This window comes from Sphingomonas flavalba (assembly GCF_004796535.1).
Taxonomy (GTDB): domain Bacteria; phylum Pseudomonadota; class Alphaproteobacteria; order Sphingomonadales; family Sphingomonadaceae; genus Sphingomonas_L; species Sphingomonas_L flavalba.
In genome coordinates this window covers 132,499-149,091 of sequence record NZ_SPHY01000001.1, presented here as the reverse complement: position 1 = coordinate 149,091, position 16,593 = coordinate 132,499, and the positions used below count along the sequence as shown (strand labels likewise).

Annotated in this window: 15 protein-coding genes; 12 read left to right on the top strand and 3 right to left on the bottom strand. The window is 70.2% G+C overall.

Annotated features, from left to right (window positions below):
* The 12 genes from mraY to E4A53_RS00630 all read left to right on the top strand — a co-directional run bounded on the left by mraY (window position 1) and on the right by E4A53_RS00630 (window position 14,437).
* Window positions 1-1,071, top strand: a complete 1,071-nt coding sequence (mraY, locus tag E4A53_RS00685) for a phospho-N-acetylmuramoyl-pentapeptide-transferase (protein ID WP_136161187.1) — start codon at window positions 1-3, stop codon at window positions 1,069-1,071.
* A complete protein-coding gene (gene murD / locus E4A53_RS00680; protein WP_136161186.1) occupies window positions 1,068-2,351 on the top strand; it encodes a UDP-N-acetylmuramoyl-L-alanine--D-glutamate ligase in 1,284 nt (427 codons plus the stop codon). Before mraY ends, murD begins: the two co-directional genes overlap by 4 nt.
* Window positions 2,348-3,559 (top strand): peptidoglycan glycosyltransferase FtsW, encoded by a 1,212-nt coding sequence (locus tag E4A53_RS00675; protein WP_136161185.1) that lies wholly within the window; start codon window positions 2,348-2,350, stop codon window positions 3,557-3,559. Before murD ends, E4A53_RS00675 begins: the two co-directional genes overlap by 4 nt.
* Window positions 3,556-4,647: an undecaprenyldiphospho-muramoylpentapeptide beta-N-acetylglucosaminyltransferase gene (gene murG / locus E4A53_RS00670; protein WP_136161184.1), complete on the top strand. Its 1,092-nt coding sequence runs from the start codon at window positions 3,556-3,558 to the stop codon at window positions 4,645-4,647. The genes E4A53_RS00675 and murG overlap by 4 nt, the downstream gene beginning before the upstream one ends.
* Window positions 4,644-6,044, top strand: a complete 1,401-nt coding sequence (gene murC, locus E4A53_RS00665) for a UDP-N-acetylmuramate--L-alanine ligase (protein ID WP_136161183.1) — start codon at window positions 4,644-4,646, stop codon at window positions 6,042-6,044. Before murG ends, murC begins: the two co-directional genes overlap by 4 nt.
* Window positions 6,041-6,979: a UDP-N-acetylmuramate dehydrogenase gene (murB, locus tag E4A53_RS00660; protein WP_136161182.1), complete on the top strand. Its 939-nt coding sequence runs from the start codon at window positions 6,041-6,043 to the stop codon at window positions 6,977-6,979. Before murC ends, murB begins: the two co-directional genes overlap by 4 nt.
* Window positions 6,972-7,892, top strand: a complete 921-nt coding sequence (locus E4A53_RS00655) for a D-alanine--D-alanine ligase (RefSeq protein ID WP_136161181.1) — start codon at window positions 6,972-6,974, stop codon at window positions 7,890-7,892. Before murB ends, E4A53_RS00655 begins: the two co-directional genes overlap by 8 nt.
* A complete protein-coding gene (locus E4A53_RS00650) occupies window positions 7,889-8,875 on the top strand; it encodes a cell division protein FtsQ/DivIB (RefSeq protein WP_136161180.1) in 987 nt (328 codons plus the stop codon). Before E4A53_RS00655 ends, E4A53_RS00650 begins: the two co-directional genes overlap by 4 nt.
* Window positions 8,872-10,155, top strand: a complete 1,284-nt coding sequence (gene ftsA / locus E4A53_RS00645; protein ID WP_136161179.1) for a cell division protein FtsA — start codon at window positions 8,872-8,874, stop codon at window positions 10,153-10,155. Before E4A53_RS00650 ends, ftsA begins: the two co-directional genes overlap by 4 nt.
* Before the next feature lie 108 nt (window positions 10,156-10,263).
* Entirely contained in the window at window positions 10,264-11,706 is a 1,443-nt protein-coding gene (ftsZ, locus tag E4A53_RS00640) for a cell division protein FtsZ (RefSeq protein ID WP_136161178.1), read from the top strand.
* Window positions 11,707-11,831: 125 nt separating this feature from the next.
* Window positions 11,832-13,274, top strand: coding sequence for an SPOR domain-containing protein (locus tag E4A53_RS00635; protein WP_239018064.1), 1,443 nt, complete (start codon window positions 11,832-11,834; stop codon window positions 13,272-13,274).
* Window positions 13,271-14,437: a deoxyguanosinetriphosphate triphosphohydrolase gene (locus tag E4A53_RS00630; protein WP_136161177.1), complete on the top strand. Its 1,167-nt coding sequence runs from the start codon at window positions 13,271-13,273 to the stop codon at window positions 14,435-14,437. The genes E4A53_RS00635 and E4A53_RS00630 overlap by 4 nt, the downstream gene beginning before the upstream one ends.
* A 7-nt stretch (window positions 14,438-14,444) precedes the next feature.
* Here the strand turns inward: E4A53_RS00630 and ada are convergent, their stop codons facing one another.
* The 3 genes from ada to msrB all read right to left on the bottom strand — a co-directional run bounded on the left by ada (window position 14,445) and on the right by msrB (window position 16,561).
* Window positions 14,445-15,527: a bifunctional DNA-binding transcriptional regulator/O6-methylguanine-DNA methyltransferase Ada gene (gene ada, locus E4A53_RS00625; protein WP_136161176.1), complete on the bottom strand. Its 1,083-nt coding sequence runs from the start codon at window positions 15,525-15,527 to the stop codon at window positions 14,445-14,447.
* Between the two features lie 87 nt (window positions 15,528-15,614).
* The gene (gene msrA / locus E4A53_RS00620) at window positions 15,615-16,115 is read right to left on the bottom strand and encodes a peptide-methionine (S)-S-oxide reductase MsrA (protein WP_136161175.1); all 501 of its coding nucleotides are present in this window, start codon (window positions 16,113-16,115) and stop codon (window positions 15,615-15,617) included.
* Entirely contained in the window at window positions 16,115-16,561 is a 447-nt protein-coding gene (gene msrB / locus E4A53_RS00615) for a peptide-methionine (R)-S-oxide reductase MsrB (protein WP_136161389.1), read from the bottom strand. The genes msrA and msrB overlap by 1 nt, the downstream gene beginning before the upstream one ends.
* Window positions 16,562-16,593: the final 32 nt, after the last annotated feature.

The window sequence follows — 16,593 nt, the reverse complement described above, 5'->3', positions numbered from 1 at the left end:
ATGCTGTATCTGATTGCCGAGCAACTGGGCTTCCCCGGCGTCCTGAACCTGATCCGCTATCTGAGCTTTCGCACCGGCGGCGCGGTGGCGACGGCGCTGTTCCTGGGGCTGCTGATCGGCCCGAGGTTCATCGGCTGGCTGCGCGTTCGGCAGGGCAAGGGCCAGCCGATCCGCAGCGATGGGCCGCAGAGCCACCTCGCCAAGCGCGGCACGCCGACGATGGGCGGGCTGATGATCCTGACCGCGCTCAGCGTGTCGCTGCTGATCTGGATGGACCCGCGCAACCCGTTCGTCTGGGCCTGCCTGTGCGTGACGCTGGGGTTCGGCGCGATCGGCTTCATGGACGATTGGGACAAGGTGCGGAAATCGAGCGCCAAGGGCATTTCCGGGCGCACCCGGCTGCTGTTCGAATTCGCCATCGCGGCGGTGGCGAGCTGGATCATCCTGCGCCAGACCGGCACGCTGCTGCACGTGCCGTTCTTTTCCAATATCGCGATCGACCTTGGCTGGTTCTACATCGTCTTCGCCGCCTTCGTGATCGTCGGCGCCGGCAACGCCGTCAACCTGACCGACGGGCTGGACGGGCTGGCGACGATGCCGGTGATCATCGCCGCCGTCGCCTTCATGATCATCGCCTATCTGGCCGGCAACGCGAAATTCGCGACCTATCTGGGCATCCCGCACGTGCCGGGGGCGGGCGACCTGGCGATATTATGCGGGGCGATGGTCGGCGCCGGCCTTGCCTTCCTGTGGTTCAACGCGCCGCCGGCGGCGGTGTTCATGGGCGATACCGGCAGCCTGGCGCTGGGCGGCGCGCTCGGCGCGATCGCGGTCACCGCGCACCATGAGATCGTGCTGGCGATCATCGGCGGGCTGTTCGTCGTCGAGGCGCTGTCGGTCATCATCCAGGTCTATTTCTTCAAGCGGACGGGCAAGCGCGTGTTCAGGATGGCGCCGATCCACCATCATTTCGAGCAGCTCGGCTGGAGCGAGCCGACGGTGGTCATCCGGTTCTGGATCATCGCCTTCGTGCTGGCGCTGGCCGGCCTGTCGACGTTGAAGCTCAGGTGATTACGGCGCGCGCCTTTGCCGGCAAGCGCTATGCGGTGCTTGGCCTTGCCCGCTCCGGGCTGGCGACGGTCGACGCGTTGCTCGCGAGCGGGGCCGAGGTGGTCGCGTGGGACGGCAATGCGGATGCGCGGGCGAAGGTGGCGGCAAATACGGGGGAGGTGACGCTGGCCGATCCGCTGGCGATCGACCTGACCGGCTTTGCCGGTGTCGTCGTGTCGCCGGGGGTGCCGATCAATCGCCACCCGATCGCCGCCAAGGCGCGCGATGCGGGGGTGCCGCTGATCGGCGATATCGAATTGTTCGCGCAGGCGCGCGCCGAGTTGCCGGCGCACAAGGTCGTCGGCATCACCGGCACCAACGGCAAGTCGACGACGACGGCGCTGATCCACCATATCCTGACGGCCGCCGGGGTGCCGAGCCTGATGGGTGGCAATATCGGCCTGCCGATCCTGGCGCAGCAGCCGCTGCCGGCGGGCGGCGTCTATGTGCTGGAACTGTCGAGCTACCAGATCGACCTGACTTTCTCGCTCGCCTGCGACGTCGCGGTGCTGCTCAACATCACGCCCGATCATCTCGACCGCTATGACGGCTTTGCCGGCTATGCGGCGTCGAAGGCGCGGCTGTTCGCGATGCAGCGGCCGGGGCAGGCGGCGGTGATCGCGACGGAGGACGAGCCGACGCGGGAGATCGCCGCCACGCTGCCGGTGCCGACTATCGTGTCTTCGACTTCCGTCGGCGACCAGTCCCGCTGGCCGGCGTTGCAGGGGCCGCATAATGCCCAGAACGTCGCGGCGGCGATTGCCGCCTGCGTCGCGCTGGGGCTGGACAAGGCGGCGATCGAGGCGGGGCTGGCCAGCTATCCCGGCCTGCCGCACCGGATGGAGCGGGTGGCGACGCGCCACGGCGTGCTGTTCGTCAACGACAGCAAGGCGACCAACCCGACATCGACGGCGCCGGCGCTGGCCGCTTATCCGAAGATCCGCTGGATCGTCGGCGGCAAGCCCAAGACGGACGAGCTGGACGCCTGCGCGCCGCATTTCGGCCATGTCCGGTCCGCCTACACCATCGGCGAGGCCGGGGCGCTGTATGCCCGGCTGCTGGCGCCGCACATGCCGGTCGTCGAAAGCGGGGTGTTGGAGGCGGCGGTCGAGGCGGCGGCCAGCGATGCCGAGAGCGGCGACGTCGTGCTGCTGTCGCCGGCCTGCGCGTCGTTCGACCAGTATAGCGACTATGAGGCGCGCGGCGCCGCGTTCCGCGCGGCGGTGGAGGCGCTGGCATGACGGCGGAGGCGACGATCAGGACCGAACGCAAGCGCCGCCCGCGCATGGCCGCCCGGCTCGGCCGGTCCGACCGGTCGGCGATCGGCACGCTGTTCTGGGAAATGGACCGCGTGCTGCTGATGATGGTGATGGTGCTGATCTCGATCGGCCTGATCGCCGTCGCGGCGGCATCGCCGGCGGCGGCCCACCGCTATTCCGGCGGCGGCACCGTGTTCGCGCCGCTGCATTATTTCTGGCGCCAGCTCGCCTGGGTGGTCATCAGCTTTCCGGTGATGATCGGCGTGTCGATGCTGCCCAAGGTGGCGGCGCGGCGCTTCGCGATGATCGGCGCGGGTGTGTTCACCCTGGCATTGGCGCTGGTGCCGGTGATCGGCATCGAGGTGAACGGCGCGATGCGCTGGATCGGCGTCGGCGTCGCGCAGTTCCAGCCGTCCGAATTCCTGAAGCCGTTCTTCGTCGTCACCCTCGCCTGGCTGCTGGCGCTGAAGGCGCAGGATGACACGCTGCCGGTGGTGCCGATTTCCGCCGCCGCGCTGCTGCTGATCGCCGGGCTGCTGATGAAGCAGCCGGATTTCGGCCAGACGGTGATGTTCGGCGCGATCTGGATGGCGCTGCTGATGCTGTCCGGCGTGTCGGTGCGGTGGATCGGCGGGCTGGTCGGCGGCGGCTTCGCCGCGATCGTCGGCGCCTATCTCTTTTATCCGGTCGCGACCCAGCGGATCAACAATTTCCTGTTTTCCGAGGGCGATACCTATCAGGTCGACAGCGCCTATGCGACGTTGACCGGCGGCGGGCTGTTCGGCACCGGGCCGGGCGGCGGCGTCGCCAAATACCGGCTGCCGGAAGCGCATACCGACTATATCTTCTCGGTGATCGGCGAGGAGTTCGGGCTGGTCGCCTGCGCGGTGATCGCGCTGCTCTATCTGGCGATCGTCGTCCGCGTCTTCGTCCGCCTGCTCGACGAGGAGGACAGCTTCACCCTGCTCGCCGCCGCCGGGCTGGTCACCCAGTTTGGCGTGCAGGCGCTGATCAACATGGCGGTCAACCTGCACCTGGCGCCGTCCAAGGGCATGACATTGCCGTTCATCAGCTATGGCGGATCGTCGATGCTGGCGCTGGCGATCGGCATGGGGCTGCTGCTCGCCTTCACCCGGCGCAACCCGTATCTGACGCGTTCGCCCTATGTCGTGAAATGGAGCGGCAAATGACCGAGGCGCGTCATTTCGTCCTCGCCGCCGGCGGGACCGGCGGGCACATGATCCCGGCCCATGCGCTGGCCGAGGAACTGGGCCGGCGCGGCCACCATGTCGCGCTGATCACCGACGAGCGCGGCGCGCGCATCCCCGGCCTGTTCGACGGGGTGCAGACCCATGTCCTGCCGGCCGGGCGGCTGGCCGGCGGGCCGCTGGGCTGGCTGCGCGGCGGCCGCGCGATCCTGGAAGGGCGGGCGATGGCCGGGCGGCTGTACGAGGCGTTCGCGCCGGCGGCGGTCGTCGGCTTCGGCGGCTATCCGGCGCTGCCGGCGCTGCTCGCCGCGCTGAAGGACAAGGTGCCGACCGTCGTCCACGAACAGAATGCCGTGCTCGGCCGGGTCAACCGCCTGCTCGGCCGGCGGGTCGACGCGATCGCCACCGCCTATCCCGAGGTCAGGCGGCTGAAGCCGGCGTGGTTCGGCAAGACCCATCTGGTCGGCAACCCGGTGCGCGACAGCGTGCTGGCGCTGCGCGACCTGCCCTATCCCGCGCTCGACCATGTCGGAGTGTTCCGGCTGCTCGTCACCGGTGGCAGCCAGGGCGCGTCGGTGCTGTCGCAGGTGGTGCCGGCGGCGCTCGGCATGTTGCCGCTGAACCTGCGCCGGCGGCTGCAGGTGGTGCAGCAATGCCGGGTCGAGGATATCGAACAGGTCCGCGCCGATTACGCCGCGCTCGGCATCCCGGCGGAACTGGCAACCTATATCGCGGACATGCCGGGGCGGCTGGCGCTGGCGCATCTGGTGATCGCGCGGGCGGGGGCATCGACGATCGCCGAGCTGACCGCCGCCGGGCGGCCGGCGATCCTGGTGCCGCTGCCGTCGGCGACCGACGACCATCAGACCTACAACGCGCGGGAAATGGCGAAGGCGGGCGGTGCGCGGGCGATCCCCCAGCCGCGCTTCACCGCGGTCGAGCTGGCCAAGCAGATGCAGAAGCTGGCGCTGGAGCCCGGCGCGCTGGAGAATGCCGCGCGCCGCGCCCATGCCTGCGGCCGGCCGCAGGCGGCGAGCGACCTGGCCGACCTGGTGGAGAGCCTGGCATGAAGGGCGTCGCGCTCGACATCGGCGTCATCCACTTCATCGGCATCGGCGGCATCGGCATGTCCGGCATCGCCGAGGTGATGCACAACCTGGGCTACAAGGTGCAGGGATCGGACATCGCCGAAAGCTATGTCGTCGAAGGGCTGCGCAAGCGCGGCATCACGGTGATGATCGGCCACGACGCGGCCAATGTCGTCGACGCGGCGGTGGTCGTCACCTCGACCGCGATCAAGCGCGGCAACCCGGAAGTCGACTATGCGCTGGAACACCGCGTGCCGGTGGTCCGCCGCGCCGAGATGCTGGCCGAACTGATGCGGCTGAAGTCGACGATCGCCGTCGCCGGCACCCACGGCAAGACGACGACGACGTCGATGATCGCGGCGATGCTCGACGCCGGCGGGGTCGACGCGACCGTCATCAACGGCGGGATCATCAACCGCTATGGCTCCAACGCCCGGCTGGGCGCCAGCGACTGGATGGTCGTCGAGGCCGACGAGAGCGACGGCAGCTTCCTGCGGCTGGACGGGACGATCGCCGTCGTCACCAACATCGACCCGGAGCATCTCGACCATTACGGCTCGTTCGAGCGGGTGAAGGACGCCTATGTGGAGTTCGTCGAGAATGTGCCTTTCTATGGCGCGGCCGTGTTGTGCCTCGACCATGCCGAGGTGCAGGGCATCCTGCCCCGGGTGCGCGACCGGCGGATCGTCACTTATGGTTTTTCGGCGCAGGCCGACGTGCGCGGCGAGCAGGTCGTCCAGATCCCCGGCGGCAACCGTTTCGACGTGCTGGTCCGCAATCGCGATGGCGAGACGCGGACGATCGCCGGCATCGCGCTGCCGATGCCGGGGCGCCACAACGTCCAGAACGCGCTGGCGGCGGTGGCGGTGGCGGTCGAGATGGGCATTCCCGATGAACGGATCATCGGCGGCTTCGCCCAGTTCGGCGGGGTCAAGCGGCGCTTCACCAAGGTTGGCGAGGCGCTGGGCGCGACGATCATCGACGATTACGGCCACCATCCGGTCGAGATCCGCGCCGTGCTCGCCGCCGCGCGGGAAAGCGCCGAAGGGCGGGTGATCGCCGTCGTCCAGCCGCACCGCTATTCGCGGCTCGGCGCGCTGATGGAGGAGTTCGAGTCAGCGTTCAACGATGCCGACATGGTCTATGTCGCGCCGGTCTATGCGGCCGGCGAGGCGCCGGTCGAAGGGGTCGATGCCGAGGCGCTGGTCGCCGGGCTGAAGCGGCGCGGCCACCGCGCGGCGGCGCCGATCGCCGACGCCGGGGCGCTGGCCGGGGCGCTGCGCGATACCGTCCGGCCGGGCGATCTGGTCGTCTGCCTGGGGGCGGGGGACATCACCAAATGGGCGGCCGGGCTGGCCGGGGCGATGGAGCGGGCATGACCGCCGCCGCTGCCCCCGCCCCCGCCATCACCGCCGTGCTGCCGGCGCTGGCCGGAACGATCGCGCCGGGCGGCAGCCTGGCCGATTTCATCTGGTTCCGCACCGGCGGGCCGGCGGAATGGCTGGTCAGGCCGAGGGACGTCGCCGACCTGTCCGCCTTTCTGGGCGCGCTCGACCCGGCGGTGCCGGTGCTGCCGGTCGGCGTCGGATCGAACCTGATCGTTCGCGACGGCGGGGTGCCGGGCGTCGTCGTCCGCCTGCCCAAGAGCTTCGCGCGGATCGCGATCGAGCCGGGCGAGCGTGTCCGGGCCGGCGGCGGGGCGATGGGCATCACCGTCGCCAGCGCGGCGCGCGACGCCGGTATCGCCGGGCTGGAATTCCTGCGCGGGATACCGGGGACGGCGGGCGGCGCGGTCCGCATGAACGCCGGCGCCTACGGCCGCGAGACGGCCGACATCCTGGTCGAGGCGACGCTGGTGCTGCGCGACGGGCGGGTCGAGACCTGGCCGGCCGAGCGGCTGGGCTACAGCTACCGCCATTCGGCGGTGCCGGAGGGCGCCGTCGTCGTCGAGGCGCTGTTCGCCGGGGTGCCGGGGGACAAGGCGGCGATCGGCGCGGAGATGGACCGGATCGCCGCCGAGCGCGAGGCGTCCCAGCCGCTGCGTTCGCGCACCGGCGGGTCGACGTTCAAGAACCCGCCCGGCGACAAGGCGTGGCGGCTGATCGACGCCGCCGGCTGCCGCGGGCTGCGCCACGGCGGCGCGCAGGTGTCGGAGAAGCACTGCAACTTCCTGCTCAACCTGGGCGACGCGACCGCCGCCGATATCGAGGCTTTGGGCGAGATGGTCCGCGAACGGGTCAAGGCGCACTCGGGGGTGATGCTCGAATGGGAAATCCAGCGTATCGGCCAGGGTAACGGAGTAAGCGGTGGGTGAGCGTCTTCATATCGCGGTGCTGATGGGCGGCTGGTCGGCCGAGCGGGAGGTGTCGCTGACCTCCGGCAAGGGGGTGGCCGACGCGCTGGAGGCGAACGGTCACCGCGTCACCCGCATCGACATGGACCGCGATGTCGCCGCGCGGCTGGCCGAGGCGAAGCCCGACGTCGTGTTCAACGCCCTCCACGGCACGCCGGGCGAGGACGGGGCGGTGCAGGGCATGCTCGACATCATGGGGCTGAAATACACCCATAGCGGCCTTGTCACCTCGGTCATCGCGATCGACAAGCAACTGACCAAGGCGGCGCTGGTCCCCCACGGCATCCGCATGCCCGAAGGCGTCGTCGTCGCCAGCGAGAGCCTGTACGCCGGCGACCCGCTGCCGCGCCCCTATGTGCTGAAGCCGGTCAACGAGGGATCGTCCGTCGGCGTTGCCATCGTCACCGCGGACGGCAATTACGGCAGCCCGATCGCCCGCGACGCCGAGGGGCCGTGGCGGTATTTCGATGAACTGCTGGCCGAGCCGTTCATCCGCGGGCGCGAACTGACCACGGCGGTGCTTGGCGACAGCGCGCTGGCGGTCACCGAGTTGCGCCCCAAGAGCGGCTTCTACGATTATGACGCCAAGTACACCGACGGGATGACCGACCATATCTGCCCCGCCGACATCCCGGCCGACATCGCCGAGGCGGCGAAGGCGATGGCGCTGGCCGCCCACCGCATCCTGGGCTGCAAGGGCACGTCGCGCGCCGATTACCGCTGGGACGACACGCGGGGCATGGACGGGCTGTACCTGCTGGAGGTCAATACCCAGCCGGGGATGACCCCCTTGAGCCTGGTGCCGGAACAGGCGAGATACCTGGGCATGTCCTATAACGATCTTGTCGAGCGCATCGTGCGGGAGGCGTTGTGAGCGGCCACGCGACCATCCGCCGGGGCAAGCGGCCGCGCGGCTCGGTGCAGCCGAAGCGGCGGCGGCAGGCGCGCAAGCCGTCGCTGCTCAGCCGGACGGCGGCGCTGGTCCCGGTCGCGCCGGAGACGGTGCAGCGGGCGACGACGTGGATCGTCGTCACCGCCGTGACATGTGCCGGCATCGCCACCGCCTTTGCGCTCGGCCTGCCGGGCATGGCCGGCACCGCGCTGGCCGAGGCGACCGGCAAGGCCGGCTTCGAGGTCGACCGGGTCGAGGTGACCGGTATCAAGCGGATGGACCGGCTGACCGTCTACGCGATCGCCCTCGACCAGAAATCGCGGGCGATGCCGCTGGTCGACCTGCAGCGGGTGCGCGGCGAATTGATGCAATATGGCTGGATCGCCGATGCGCGGGTGTCGCGCCGCCTGCCCGATACGCTGGTCGTCGACGTGGTCGAGCGCTCGCCGGCGGCGGTGTGGCAGAACCAGGGGCGGTTGGCGCTGATCGATCGTGGCGGCGTGGTGCTGGAGGACGTGTCGCTGTCGGCACTGCCCGACCTGCCGCTGGTCGTCGGGCCGGGGGCGAACGGGCAGGTCGCGTCGCTGGAATCGCTGCTGGAGGCGGTGCCCCGCATCCGCCCGGTGCTGGCCGGCGCGACATGGATCGGCGGGCGGCGCTGGGACCTGCGTTTCCAGTCCGGGGAGACGCTGGCCCTGCCGGAGGGCGACCTGGCGGCGAAGAAGGCGCTCGACCGCTTCGCGACGCTGGATGGCAGCGACCGTTTGCTGGGGCGCGGTTTCCTGCGCTTCGACATGCGCGATCCGACGCGGCTGGTCGTCCGCGTCGACCGCAACCCAAAGCCGATCGACGCCGTGCAGACCGACGGGACGACGGCGCCGGTGCCGGCACCGATGCAGGCGCCGCGTGAAGCCCCAGCGCCGCCGGACGGCGGCCAGTTGTTGAGGACGAGCCAGACGACATGAGAGCAGGGCAGGACAGGCGCGTGCAGCCGCGCGGCGAGAAGCTGATCACCGCGCTCGACATCGGGTCGTGGAAAGTGTCCGCGCTGATCGCGTCGCAGAGCGAGGGCGGCGAGATGACCGTGCTCGGCACCGGCCAGCGCGAGAGCCGGGGGGTGCGCCGCGGCTATATCGCCGACATGGCGGCGACCGAGATCGCGGTGCGCGAGGCGGTGGAACAGGCGGAACGGATCGCCGGCACCAACATCGAGGACGTCTGGGTAAGCTTTTCCGCCGGCGGGCTGGTCAGCGACCTGGCCTCGGTCGAGGTCGAACTGGGCGGCCACCGGATCGAGCAGGAGGATATCGACGAACTGCTTGCCGCCGGCAAAAGCTCCATCGACCCGCATGGCCGCATGGTCCTCCACGCCCAGCCGACGCTCTACACGCTCGACGGGCTACAGGGGGTGAAGAAGCCGCTCGGCCTGCACGCCGACCGGTTGGGCGTCGACATCCATGTCGTCGCCGCTGACGGATCGCCGGTGCGCAACCTCGACCTATGCGTCAGGAGCGCGCATCTGGAGGTCAAGTCGATCGTCGCCTCGCCGGTGGCGACCGGCATGGCCTGCCTGTCCGACGAGGAGCGCGAACTGGGCGTCGCGCTGGTGGAACTGGGCGCCGGCGTCACCAATGTCTCGCTGTTCTGCGGCGGGCTGCTCGTCGGCCTGGCGTCGATCCCGTTCGGGGCGGCGGACATCACCGACGACATCGCCTCTGCCTTCGGCACGCGGCGCAGCCAGGCGGAGCGGATGAAGTGCTTCTTCGGCTCGGCGACCGCCAGCCCGCGCGACAATCACGAAATGATCGAGGTCGCGCCGATTTCCGCCGAGGAGGACGCGGCGGAGACGACGCGGATCACCCGCGCGCAGTTGATCGCCGTCATCCGCCAGCGGCTGGAGCACCTGATGGGCGAGATCGCCAAGGCGCTGAAGGAGCTGGGTTTCGGCGGCCCGGTCGGGCGGCAGGTGGTGCTGACCGGCGGCGGCGCCGAGTTGAAGGGCATCGCCGACTATGCGCAGGGCAATCTGGGCCGCGCGGTGCGGGTCGGCCGGCCGCGCGGGCTGGCCGGCATACCGGACGCACATAGCGGCCCGGCCTTTGCCACGCTGGCCGGGCTGATCCATTTCGCCGCGTCGGACCCGGTGGACCTGCGCGCGCTGTCGTCTACCGACCAAACCATTGTAAAGGCACCGGGTTCTGCGTTGCTGTCGCGGCTGATCTCGGCGTTCCGCACAAGTTACTAACAGAAAAGTCCACAGGATTAACTTTTTGGATGAAACGGTGAATCGGATTGTGCAAGAGTGGCGGCGGACAGGTGTTTCGCGCCGCGCGGGACAAGGGGAGATTTACGCATGAGCATCGAATTCATTCCGCCCGAAGTCGACGAGCTGCGGCCCCGGATCAGCGTGATCGGCGTCGGCGGCGCCGGCGGCAACGCGATCGCCAACATGATCGCCAGCGCCGTGCAGGGCGTTGACTTCATCGTCTGCAACACCGACGCGCAGGCGCTGAACGCCTCGTCGGCGGAGCGGCGCATCCAGCTGGGCCTGAAGATCACCCAGGGCCTGGGCGCTGGCGCCCGGCCGGAAATCGGCCGCGCCGCCGCCGAGGAAGCGCTGGAGACGGTCGAAAAGGCGCTGGAAGGCGCGCATATGTGCTTCATCGCCGCCGGCATGGGCGGCGGCACCGGCACCGGCGCGGCGCCGGTGATCGCCAAGGCGGCGCGCGAACGCGGCATCCTGACCGTCGGCGTGGTGACCAAGCCGTTCAGCTTCGAGGGCAACCGGCGGATGAAGGCGGCGGAAGCCGGCATCGCCGAACTGCAGAAGCATGTCGACACGCTGATCGTCATCCCCAACCAGAACCTGTTCCTGATCGCCAACCCGAACACGACCTTCAAGGAAGCGTTCAAGATGGCGGACGAGGTGCTGCAGCAGGGCGTGCGCGGCATTACCGACCTGATGGTCATGCCCGGCCTGATCAACCTCGACTTCGCCGACGTCCGTTCGGTGATGGGCGAGATGGGCAAGGCGATGATGGGCACCGGCGAGGCCGACGGCGACAATCGCGCGATCGAGGCGGCGGAGAAGGCGATCGCCAACCCGCTGCTCGACGGCGTGTCGATGAAGGGCGCCAAGGGCGTCATCATCTCGATCACCGGCGGCGAGGACATGCGCCTGATGGAGGTCGACGAGGCCGCCAACCACATCAAGGAACTGGTCGACCCGGACGCCAACATCATCTGGGGTTCGGCGTTCAACGACAATCTGGACGGCAAGATCCGCGTGTCGGTCGTCGCCACCGGCATAGAGGCGGAAGCGGTCGCGGCGCCGGAACCGGCCCGCGTCCTCGCCTTCCCGGCCGGGCGCAAGGCAGAGACGGCGCCGTCTCCGGTCGAGCGGCTGACCGGGCTCGTCGCGCGGGCCGAAGAGGCGCCGGCGGCGGAGATCACCCTGACCCCGCCGGAACCAGCAGCCGAGGAGCCGGTGGCGGAAGCGGTGGCGGCCGAGGAAGCGCCGCTGACCCTGGATCAGCCGGTCGCCGAAGACAGTGGCGCCGACGAGCTGCTGCTCGACGAGCCGGCGGCCGAGCCGAGCGATGCCGATCTGGAGGCCGGTCGGCGCTGGCTGAGCGGCGGAGAACCGGAAGCGAAGCCGGCGCGGGTTGCCGGCGGCACGCTGTTCGAGCGGATGTCGAGCATTGCGCGCGGCAACGCCAAGACGCCGGGCGACGACGCCGACCGCGAAAGCCCGCTCGACATTCCGCGCTTCCTGAACCGCCAGAACAACCCCTGATCCAGTGTTCTATCCTTTCCCGGCGACGGCCGGGAAAGGGCGAACGCGGGTTCGGCCCGCTTCGGCGCCGGCCCGGCCCCCGCGCATTGCGGAGCGACGCATTCTGCGGATAAGCGTGGCGCACGATGAATTCGCGATTTTCTTTCGGGCGCTCGGCCGGCACATTCGCTGTCGGCCTGCTGATCACCGCCATATCGCCATTGGCCGCGCAGATCGTAACGCCGGGCGGCGTGCTTCCCGCCGGGGCGCCGCCGCCGTCCAGCGCCGACCGGCTGACCGCGCATTTGCGCGAGCTGGCGCGCGACCCTGAAAATCTGGTCGCGCTGAAAGGGGCAGGCGACGCCGCGCTCGATATCGGCGATGCCAATGCCGCGCTGGCTTTCTATGCCCGGGCCGAGCGGCTGGCACCGCGCGACGGGGCGATCAAGGCCGGCCTCGCTCGCGCGATGCTGAAGGCGGAAAATCCGCGCGACGCGCTGCGGCTGTTCGATGACGCCACCGACCTGGGCGTGCCCGCCGCCGCGATCGCCGGCGATCGCGGGCTGGCGCACGACCTGCGCGGTGAGCCGCGCAAGGCGCAGAAGGATTATGCGCTGGCGCTGACCCGCGGGCCGGACGACGAGGTGACGCGGCGCTATGCGCTGTCGCTGGCGATATCCGGCGACCGCGAGCAGGCGCTGGCGCTGCTCGACCCGCTGCTCCACAAGCGCGATCAGGCGGCGTGGCGGGCGCGGGCGTTCGTGCTGGCGCTGACCGGCGACCCGGCCGGGGCGGGCAAGATCGTCGAGGCGATGATGCCGGCGCCGATGGCCGGTGCGATGCAGCCGTTCCTGGTCCGGTTGGGTGGGTTGAAGCCGACGCAGAAGGCGCTTGCCGTCCACCTGGGCCAGTTCCCGGCCGACAAGCCGACCCGGCTGGCCGCAGCGGACCGCGCTGAATCGACGCCACCACGCACCCGGCGGGCGGGGCGCAACCAGCCGGCGACCGGCGGGGCGCAGCCAGCCGTCGCCGCGCCGGCACCGAAGCCGGCGCCGACACAGGAGGCGCCGGTGCGGATGACGGCGGAGGCGCGGCGTGGCGCGCTGGCCGAGATCATCAGCGGCCTGCGCATTCCCGAGAATGAGGTGATTGCCTCCGCCGCCAAGGCGAGCGGCCCGGCGCCGGCCCGGCCGGCCCCGGCCAGGGCGGAGGCACCGCCGCCCAAGGCGCCGGCCAAGCCGAAGCCGACCAAGGCCGAACTGGCGAAGCAGGCGGCGGCGAAGAAGGCCGCGGCGCAGAAAGCGGCAGCGAAGAAGGCGCCGTCGCGCGTCTGGGTGCAGGTGGCGAGCGGCGCCAATCGCAGCGACCTGCCGAAGGCGTGGAACGCGGTGAAGGGCAAGGCCGCCGAGCTGAAGAACCGCAGCGCGCATACGGCGAAGGCGGGGGCGACCAACCGGTTGCTGGTCGGCCCGTTCAAGACCTCCGCCGAGGCGCAGGCCTTCGTCAACAAGCTGAACCGGCAGGGGGTCAAGACCTTCGTCTTTACCAGCTCGGCCGGGCAGGAGGTCGAGAAGATCGGCGCGAAATGAGGACGGTCGCACCCTGGGCATCCGACCCGGCGAAGAGTCGCGGCCGCCTGCACGACGAGGCCGCCGGCGCGCTGCGCGGGCCGCGCGACGCGTTCCAGCGCGACCGCGACCGGATCATCCACTCGATCGCGTTCCGCCGGCTGCGCCACAAGACCCAGGTGTTCATGGCGCCGGACGGCGACCATTTCCGCGTGCGGCTGACCCACAGCCTGGAAGTGGCGCAGATCGGCCGGGCGATCGCCCGCACGCTGGGCCTGAACGAGGACCTGACCGAGGCGCTGTGCCTGGCCCACGACATCGGCCACCCGCCGTTCGGCCATGCCGGCGAGGATGCGCTGCGCGCGGCGATGGCCGGGGCGGGCGGGTTCGACCACAACGCGCATACGCTGCGCACGCTGATGCGGATCGACAAACCCTATCCGCTGTGGGACGGGCTGAACCTGACCTGGGAGATGCTGGAGGGGCTGGCCAAGCATAACGGGCCGATCGACGCGCCTGCCTGGGCGCTGGCCGAGGCCGATGCAACCTTCCCGCTGGAGCTGGCGACATGGCCGTCGCTGGAGGCGCAGGTCGCGGCGATTGCCGACGACATCGCCTATGACAACCACGACATCGACGACGGGGTGCGTGCCGGGCTGCTCGACATCCGCCAGATCATGGGCGTGCCGCTGGTCGCGCGCGGATGGAAGGCGGCGAAGGCGCGCTACCCGGACACCGCCGACACGCGGCTGCTACCCGAACTGATCCGGTCGCAGATCGGCCTGATGGTCAACGACCTGATCGCCGAGACCCGCAGGCGGCTGCGCGACAGCCGGATCGAGACGGTCGACGACGCGCGGGCGGCGGGGCGGCAGCTTGTCGGCTTCAGCCGGGCGCTGTGCGCCGAGGAGCGCGAGCTGAAGCGGTTCATGTACGCGAACCTCTACCACCACCCGCACCAGATGGAGGCGGCGACGGCGGCGCGGACGGTAATCGGCGGGCTGTTCGGCGCCTATGCCGCCGATCCGGCGCTGCTGCCCGAATCCTGGCGCGAAACGCTGCCCGACGGCGAGCCCGCGCACAGCCGGCATATCGCCGATTTCATCGCCGGGATGACCGACCGCTACGCGATTGCCCGCTACCGCGAATGCGTCGGGCCGATCGCCCTGCCCGACGGATTCTGAGTCCGGCTCAACCCTCGGCCTGTTGCGCTTCGCGATCGAGTAGCGCCCGCTTGCGCGCCACGCCCCAGCGATAGCCGGACAGGCCGCCGTCGTTGCGGACGACGCGGTGGCAGGGGATGGCGACCGCCAGCGCGTTGGCGGCGCAGGCGCCGGCGACGGCGCGTACCGCATTCGGCGCGCCGATCCGCGCGGCGATTTCGGTATAGCTGGCGGTCCGGCCGGCCGGGATCGCCCGCAACGCCTGCCAAACCCGCTGCTGGAAGGCGGTGCCGCGTATGTCGAGCGGCAGGGCGAGGCCGGTGCCCGGCGCCTCGACGAAGCCGACGACGGTGGCGACCAGCGCTTCGTAAGCGGCATCGCCGCCGACCAGCCGGGCGCGGGGAAAGCGATCCTGCAGGTCGCGGGCCAGCGCGTCGGGATCGTCGCCGAGCAGGATCGCGGCGACGCCGGTGTCGCTCGACGCGACGAGGATGGCGCCGAGCGAGGATTGGGCGATCGCGAAGCGCAGTGTCTCGTCGGTGCCGCCGGCACGGTAGCGGCCGGGCGTCATGCCGAGCAGGCCGGTCGCCTCCGCATAGAAGCGGCCGTTGGAGCCGTAGCCGGCGCCGTAGATCGCCTCGGTCACGCTGGCGCCTTCCGCCAACTGGTTGCGGACCCGGCCGGCGCGGTGGGCGGCGGCATAGGCGCGCGGGGTCAGCCCGGTCTCCGCCTTGAACAGCCGGTGGAAATAGCCGGGGCTGAGCCCGGCGGCGGCGGCCAGCGCGGCGAGGCTGGGCGGTCGCTCCGCCGCCGCGATCGTGCGGCAGGCGGCGGCGACGCGTGCGGCGCTCTGTTCCCGCGTCGACGCGCCGTCGGGATTGCAGCGGCGGCAGGGGCGGGCGCCGGTCGCCCGCGCGGCGGCCAGCGTCGCATGGATGGTGACGTTTTCCGGCCGGGCGCCGCGCGACGGGCAGGACGGCCGGCAATAGACGCCAGTCGTCGCAACCGAATACCAGAAAGCGCCATCGGCACTTTGGTCGCGCGCGACGATCCGCGCCCAGCGCGGGTCTTCGGCGGTGGCGATCGGCGTTTCGGTCCTGTCGGTGCGCATCGTCTGCTTCCTTGTCCGTTCGCCTGTGCTGTCGCACGGGGCGGGACGGCGCGCGCTCCGTTCCTTGCTGTCGAATCCGAAAAAGCTTCAGCCGGCCGCCGGCAGCACCCAGCCGGGGCGGATGAAGTGACAGGTGTAGCCGTCGGGAATCCGTTCCAGATAATCCTGATGTTCCGGCTCGGCTTCCCAGAACGGGCCGGCGGGGGCGATTTCCGTCACCGCCTTGCCGGGCCACAGGCCGGAGGCGTCGACATCGGCGATCGTCTGTTCGGCAACCCGTTTCTGTTCGTCGCTGGTGTAGAAAATGGCGGAGCGGTAGCTCATCCCCCGGTCGTTGCCCTGGCGGTTCAGCGTCGAGGGATCGTGGATCTGGAAGAAGAATTCCAGCAGCTTGCGATAGCTGATCCGGGCGGGATCGAAGATAATCTCGATCGCCTCGGCATGGGTGCCGTGGTTGCGGTAGGTGGCGTTCGGCACGTCGCCGCCCGAATAGCCGACGCGGGTGCGGATCACGCCGTCATAGCGCCGGATCAGGTCCTGCATGCCCCAGAAGCAGCCGCCGGCGAGGATTGCGCGTTCTTCGGTCATTACAGTGTCTCCACCTGATCCAGATAGGCGCCGTAGCCCTCGGCGGCCATCGCGTCGCGGGGCACGAAGCGCAGCGCGGCGGAATTGATGCAGTAGCGCAGGCCGCCGCGGTCGCGCGGCCCGTCTGGAAAGACATGGCCGAGATGGCTGTCGCCATGGGCGGAGCGGACCTCGGTGCGGACCATGCCGTGGGTTGCGTCGCGCAACTCGTTGACGTGGGCGGGTTCGATCGGCTTCGTGAAGCTTGGCCAGCCGCAGCCGGATTCGAACTTGTCAGATGAAGCGAACAGCGGTTCACCCGACACGACGTCGACATAGATGCCCGGCGCCTTGTTGTGCAGATAGGCGCCGCTGCCGGGGCGCTCCGTGCCGCTTTCCTGGGTGATGTGAAACTGCTCTGGCGTCAGCCGGGCCAGAGCCTCCGGCGTCTTGCGATAATCGGCCATCATCGATTCTCCGTGTCCGTCCTCAAGTGGTT

Excerpts from the sequence above, each read along its gene's own strand:
- ada (WP_136161176.1), bottom strand. The coding sequence starts at position 15,527 with ATGCGCACCGACAGGACCGAAACGCCGATCGCCACCGCCGAAGACCCG.
- E4A53_RS00675 (WP_136161185.1), top strand. The coding sequence starts at position 2,348 with ATGACGGCGGAGGCGACGATCAGGACCGAACGCAAGCGCCGCCCGCGC.
- msrB (WP_136161389.1), bottom strand. The coding sequence starts at position 16,561 with ATGGCCGATTATCGCAAGACGCCGGAGGCTCTGGCCCGGCTGACGCCA.
- ftsA (WP_136161179.1), top strand. The coding sequence starts at position 8,872 with ATGAGAGCAGGGCAGGACAGGCGCGTGCAGCCGCGCGGCGAGAAGCTG.
- ftsZ (WP_136161178.1), top strand. The coding sequence starts at position 10,264 with ATGAGCATCGAATTCATTCCGCCCGAAGTCGACGAGCTGCGGCCCCGG.
- mraY (WP_136161187.1), top strand. The coding sequence starts at position 1 with ATGCTGTATCTGATTGCCGAGCAACTGGGCTTCCCCGGCGTCCTGAAC.
- msrA (WP_136161175.1), bottom strand. The coding sequence starts at position 16,115 with ATGACCGAAGAACGCGCAATCCTCGCCGGCGGCTGCTTCTGGGGCATG.
- murG (WP_136161184.1), top strand. The coding sequence starts at position 3,556 with ATGACCGAGGCGCGTCATTTCGTCCTCGCCGCCGGCGGGACCGGCGGG.
- E4A53_RS00630 (WP_136161177.1), top strand. The coding sequence starts at position 13,271 with ATGAGGACGGTCGCACCCTGGGCATCCGACCCGGCGAAGAGTCGCGGC.
- E4A53_RS00635 (WP_239018064.1), top strand. The coding sequence starts at position 11,832 with ATGAATTCGCGATTTTCTTTCGGGCGCTCGGCCGGCACATTCGCTGTC.
- murB (WP_136161182.1), top strand. The coding sequence starts at position 6,041 with ATGACCGCCGCCGCTGCCCCCGCCCCCGCCATCACCGCCGTGCTGCCG.
- murC (WP_136161183.1), top strand. The coding sequence starts at position 4,644 with ATGAAGGGCGTCGCGCTCGACATCGGCGTCATCCACTTCATCGGCATC.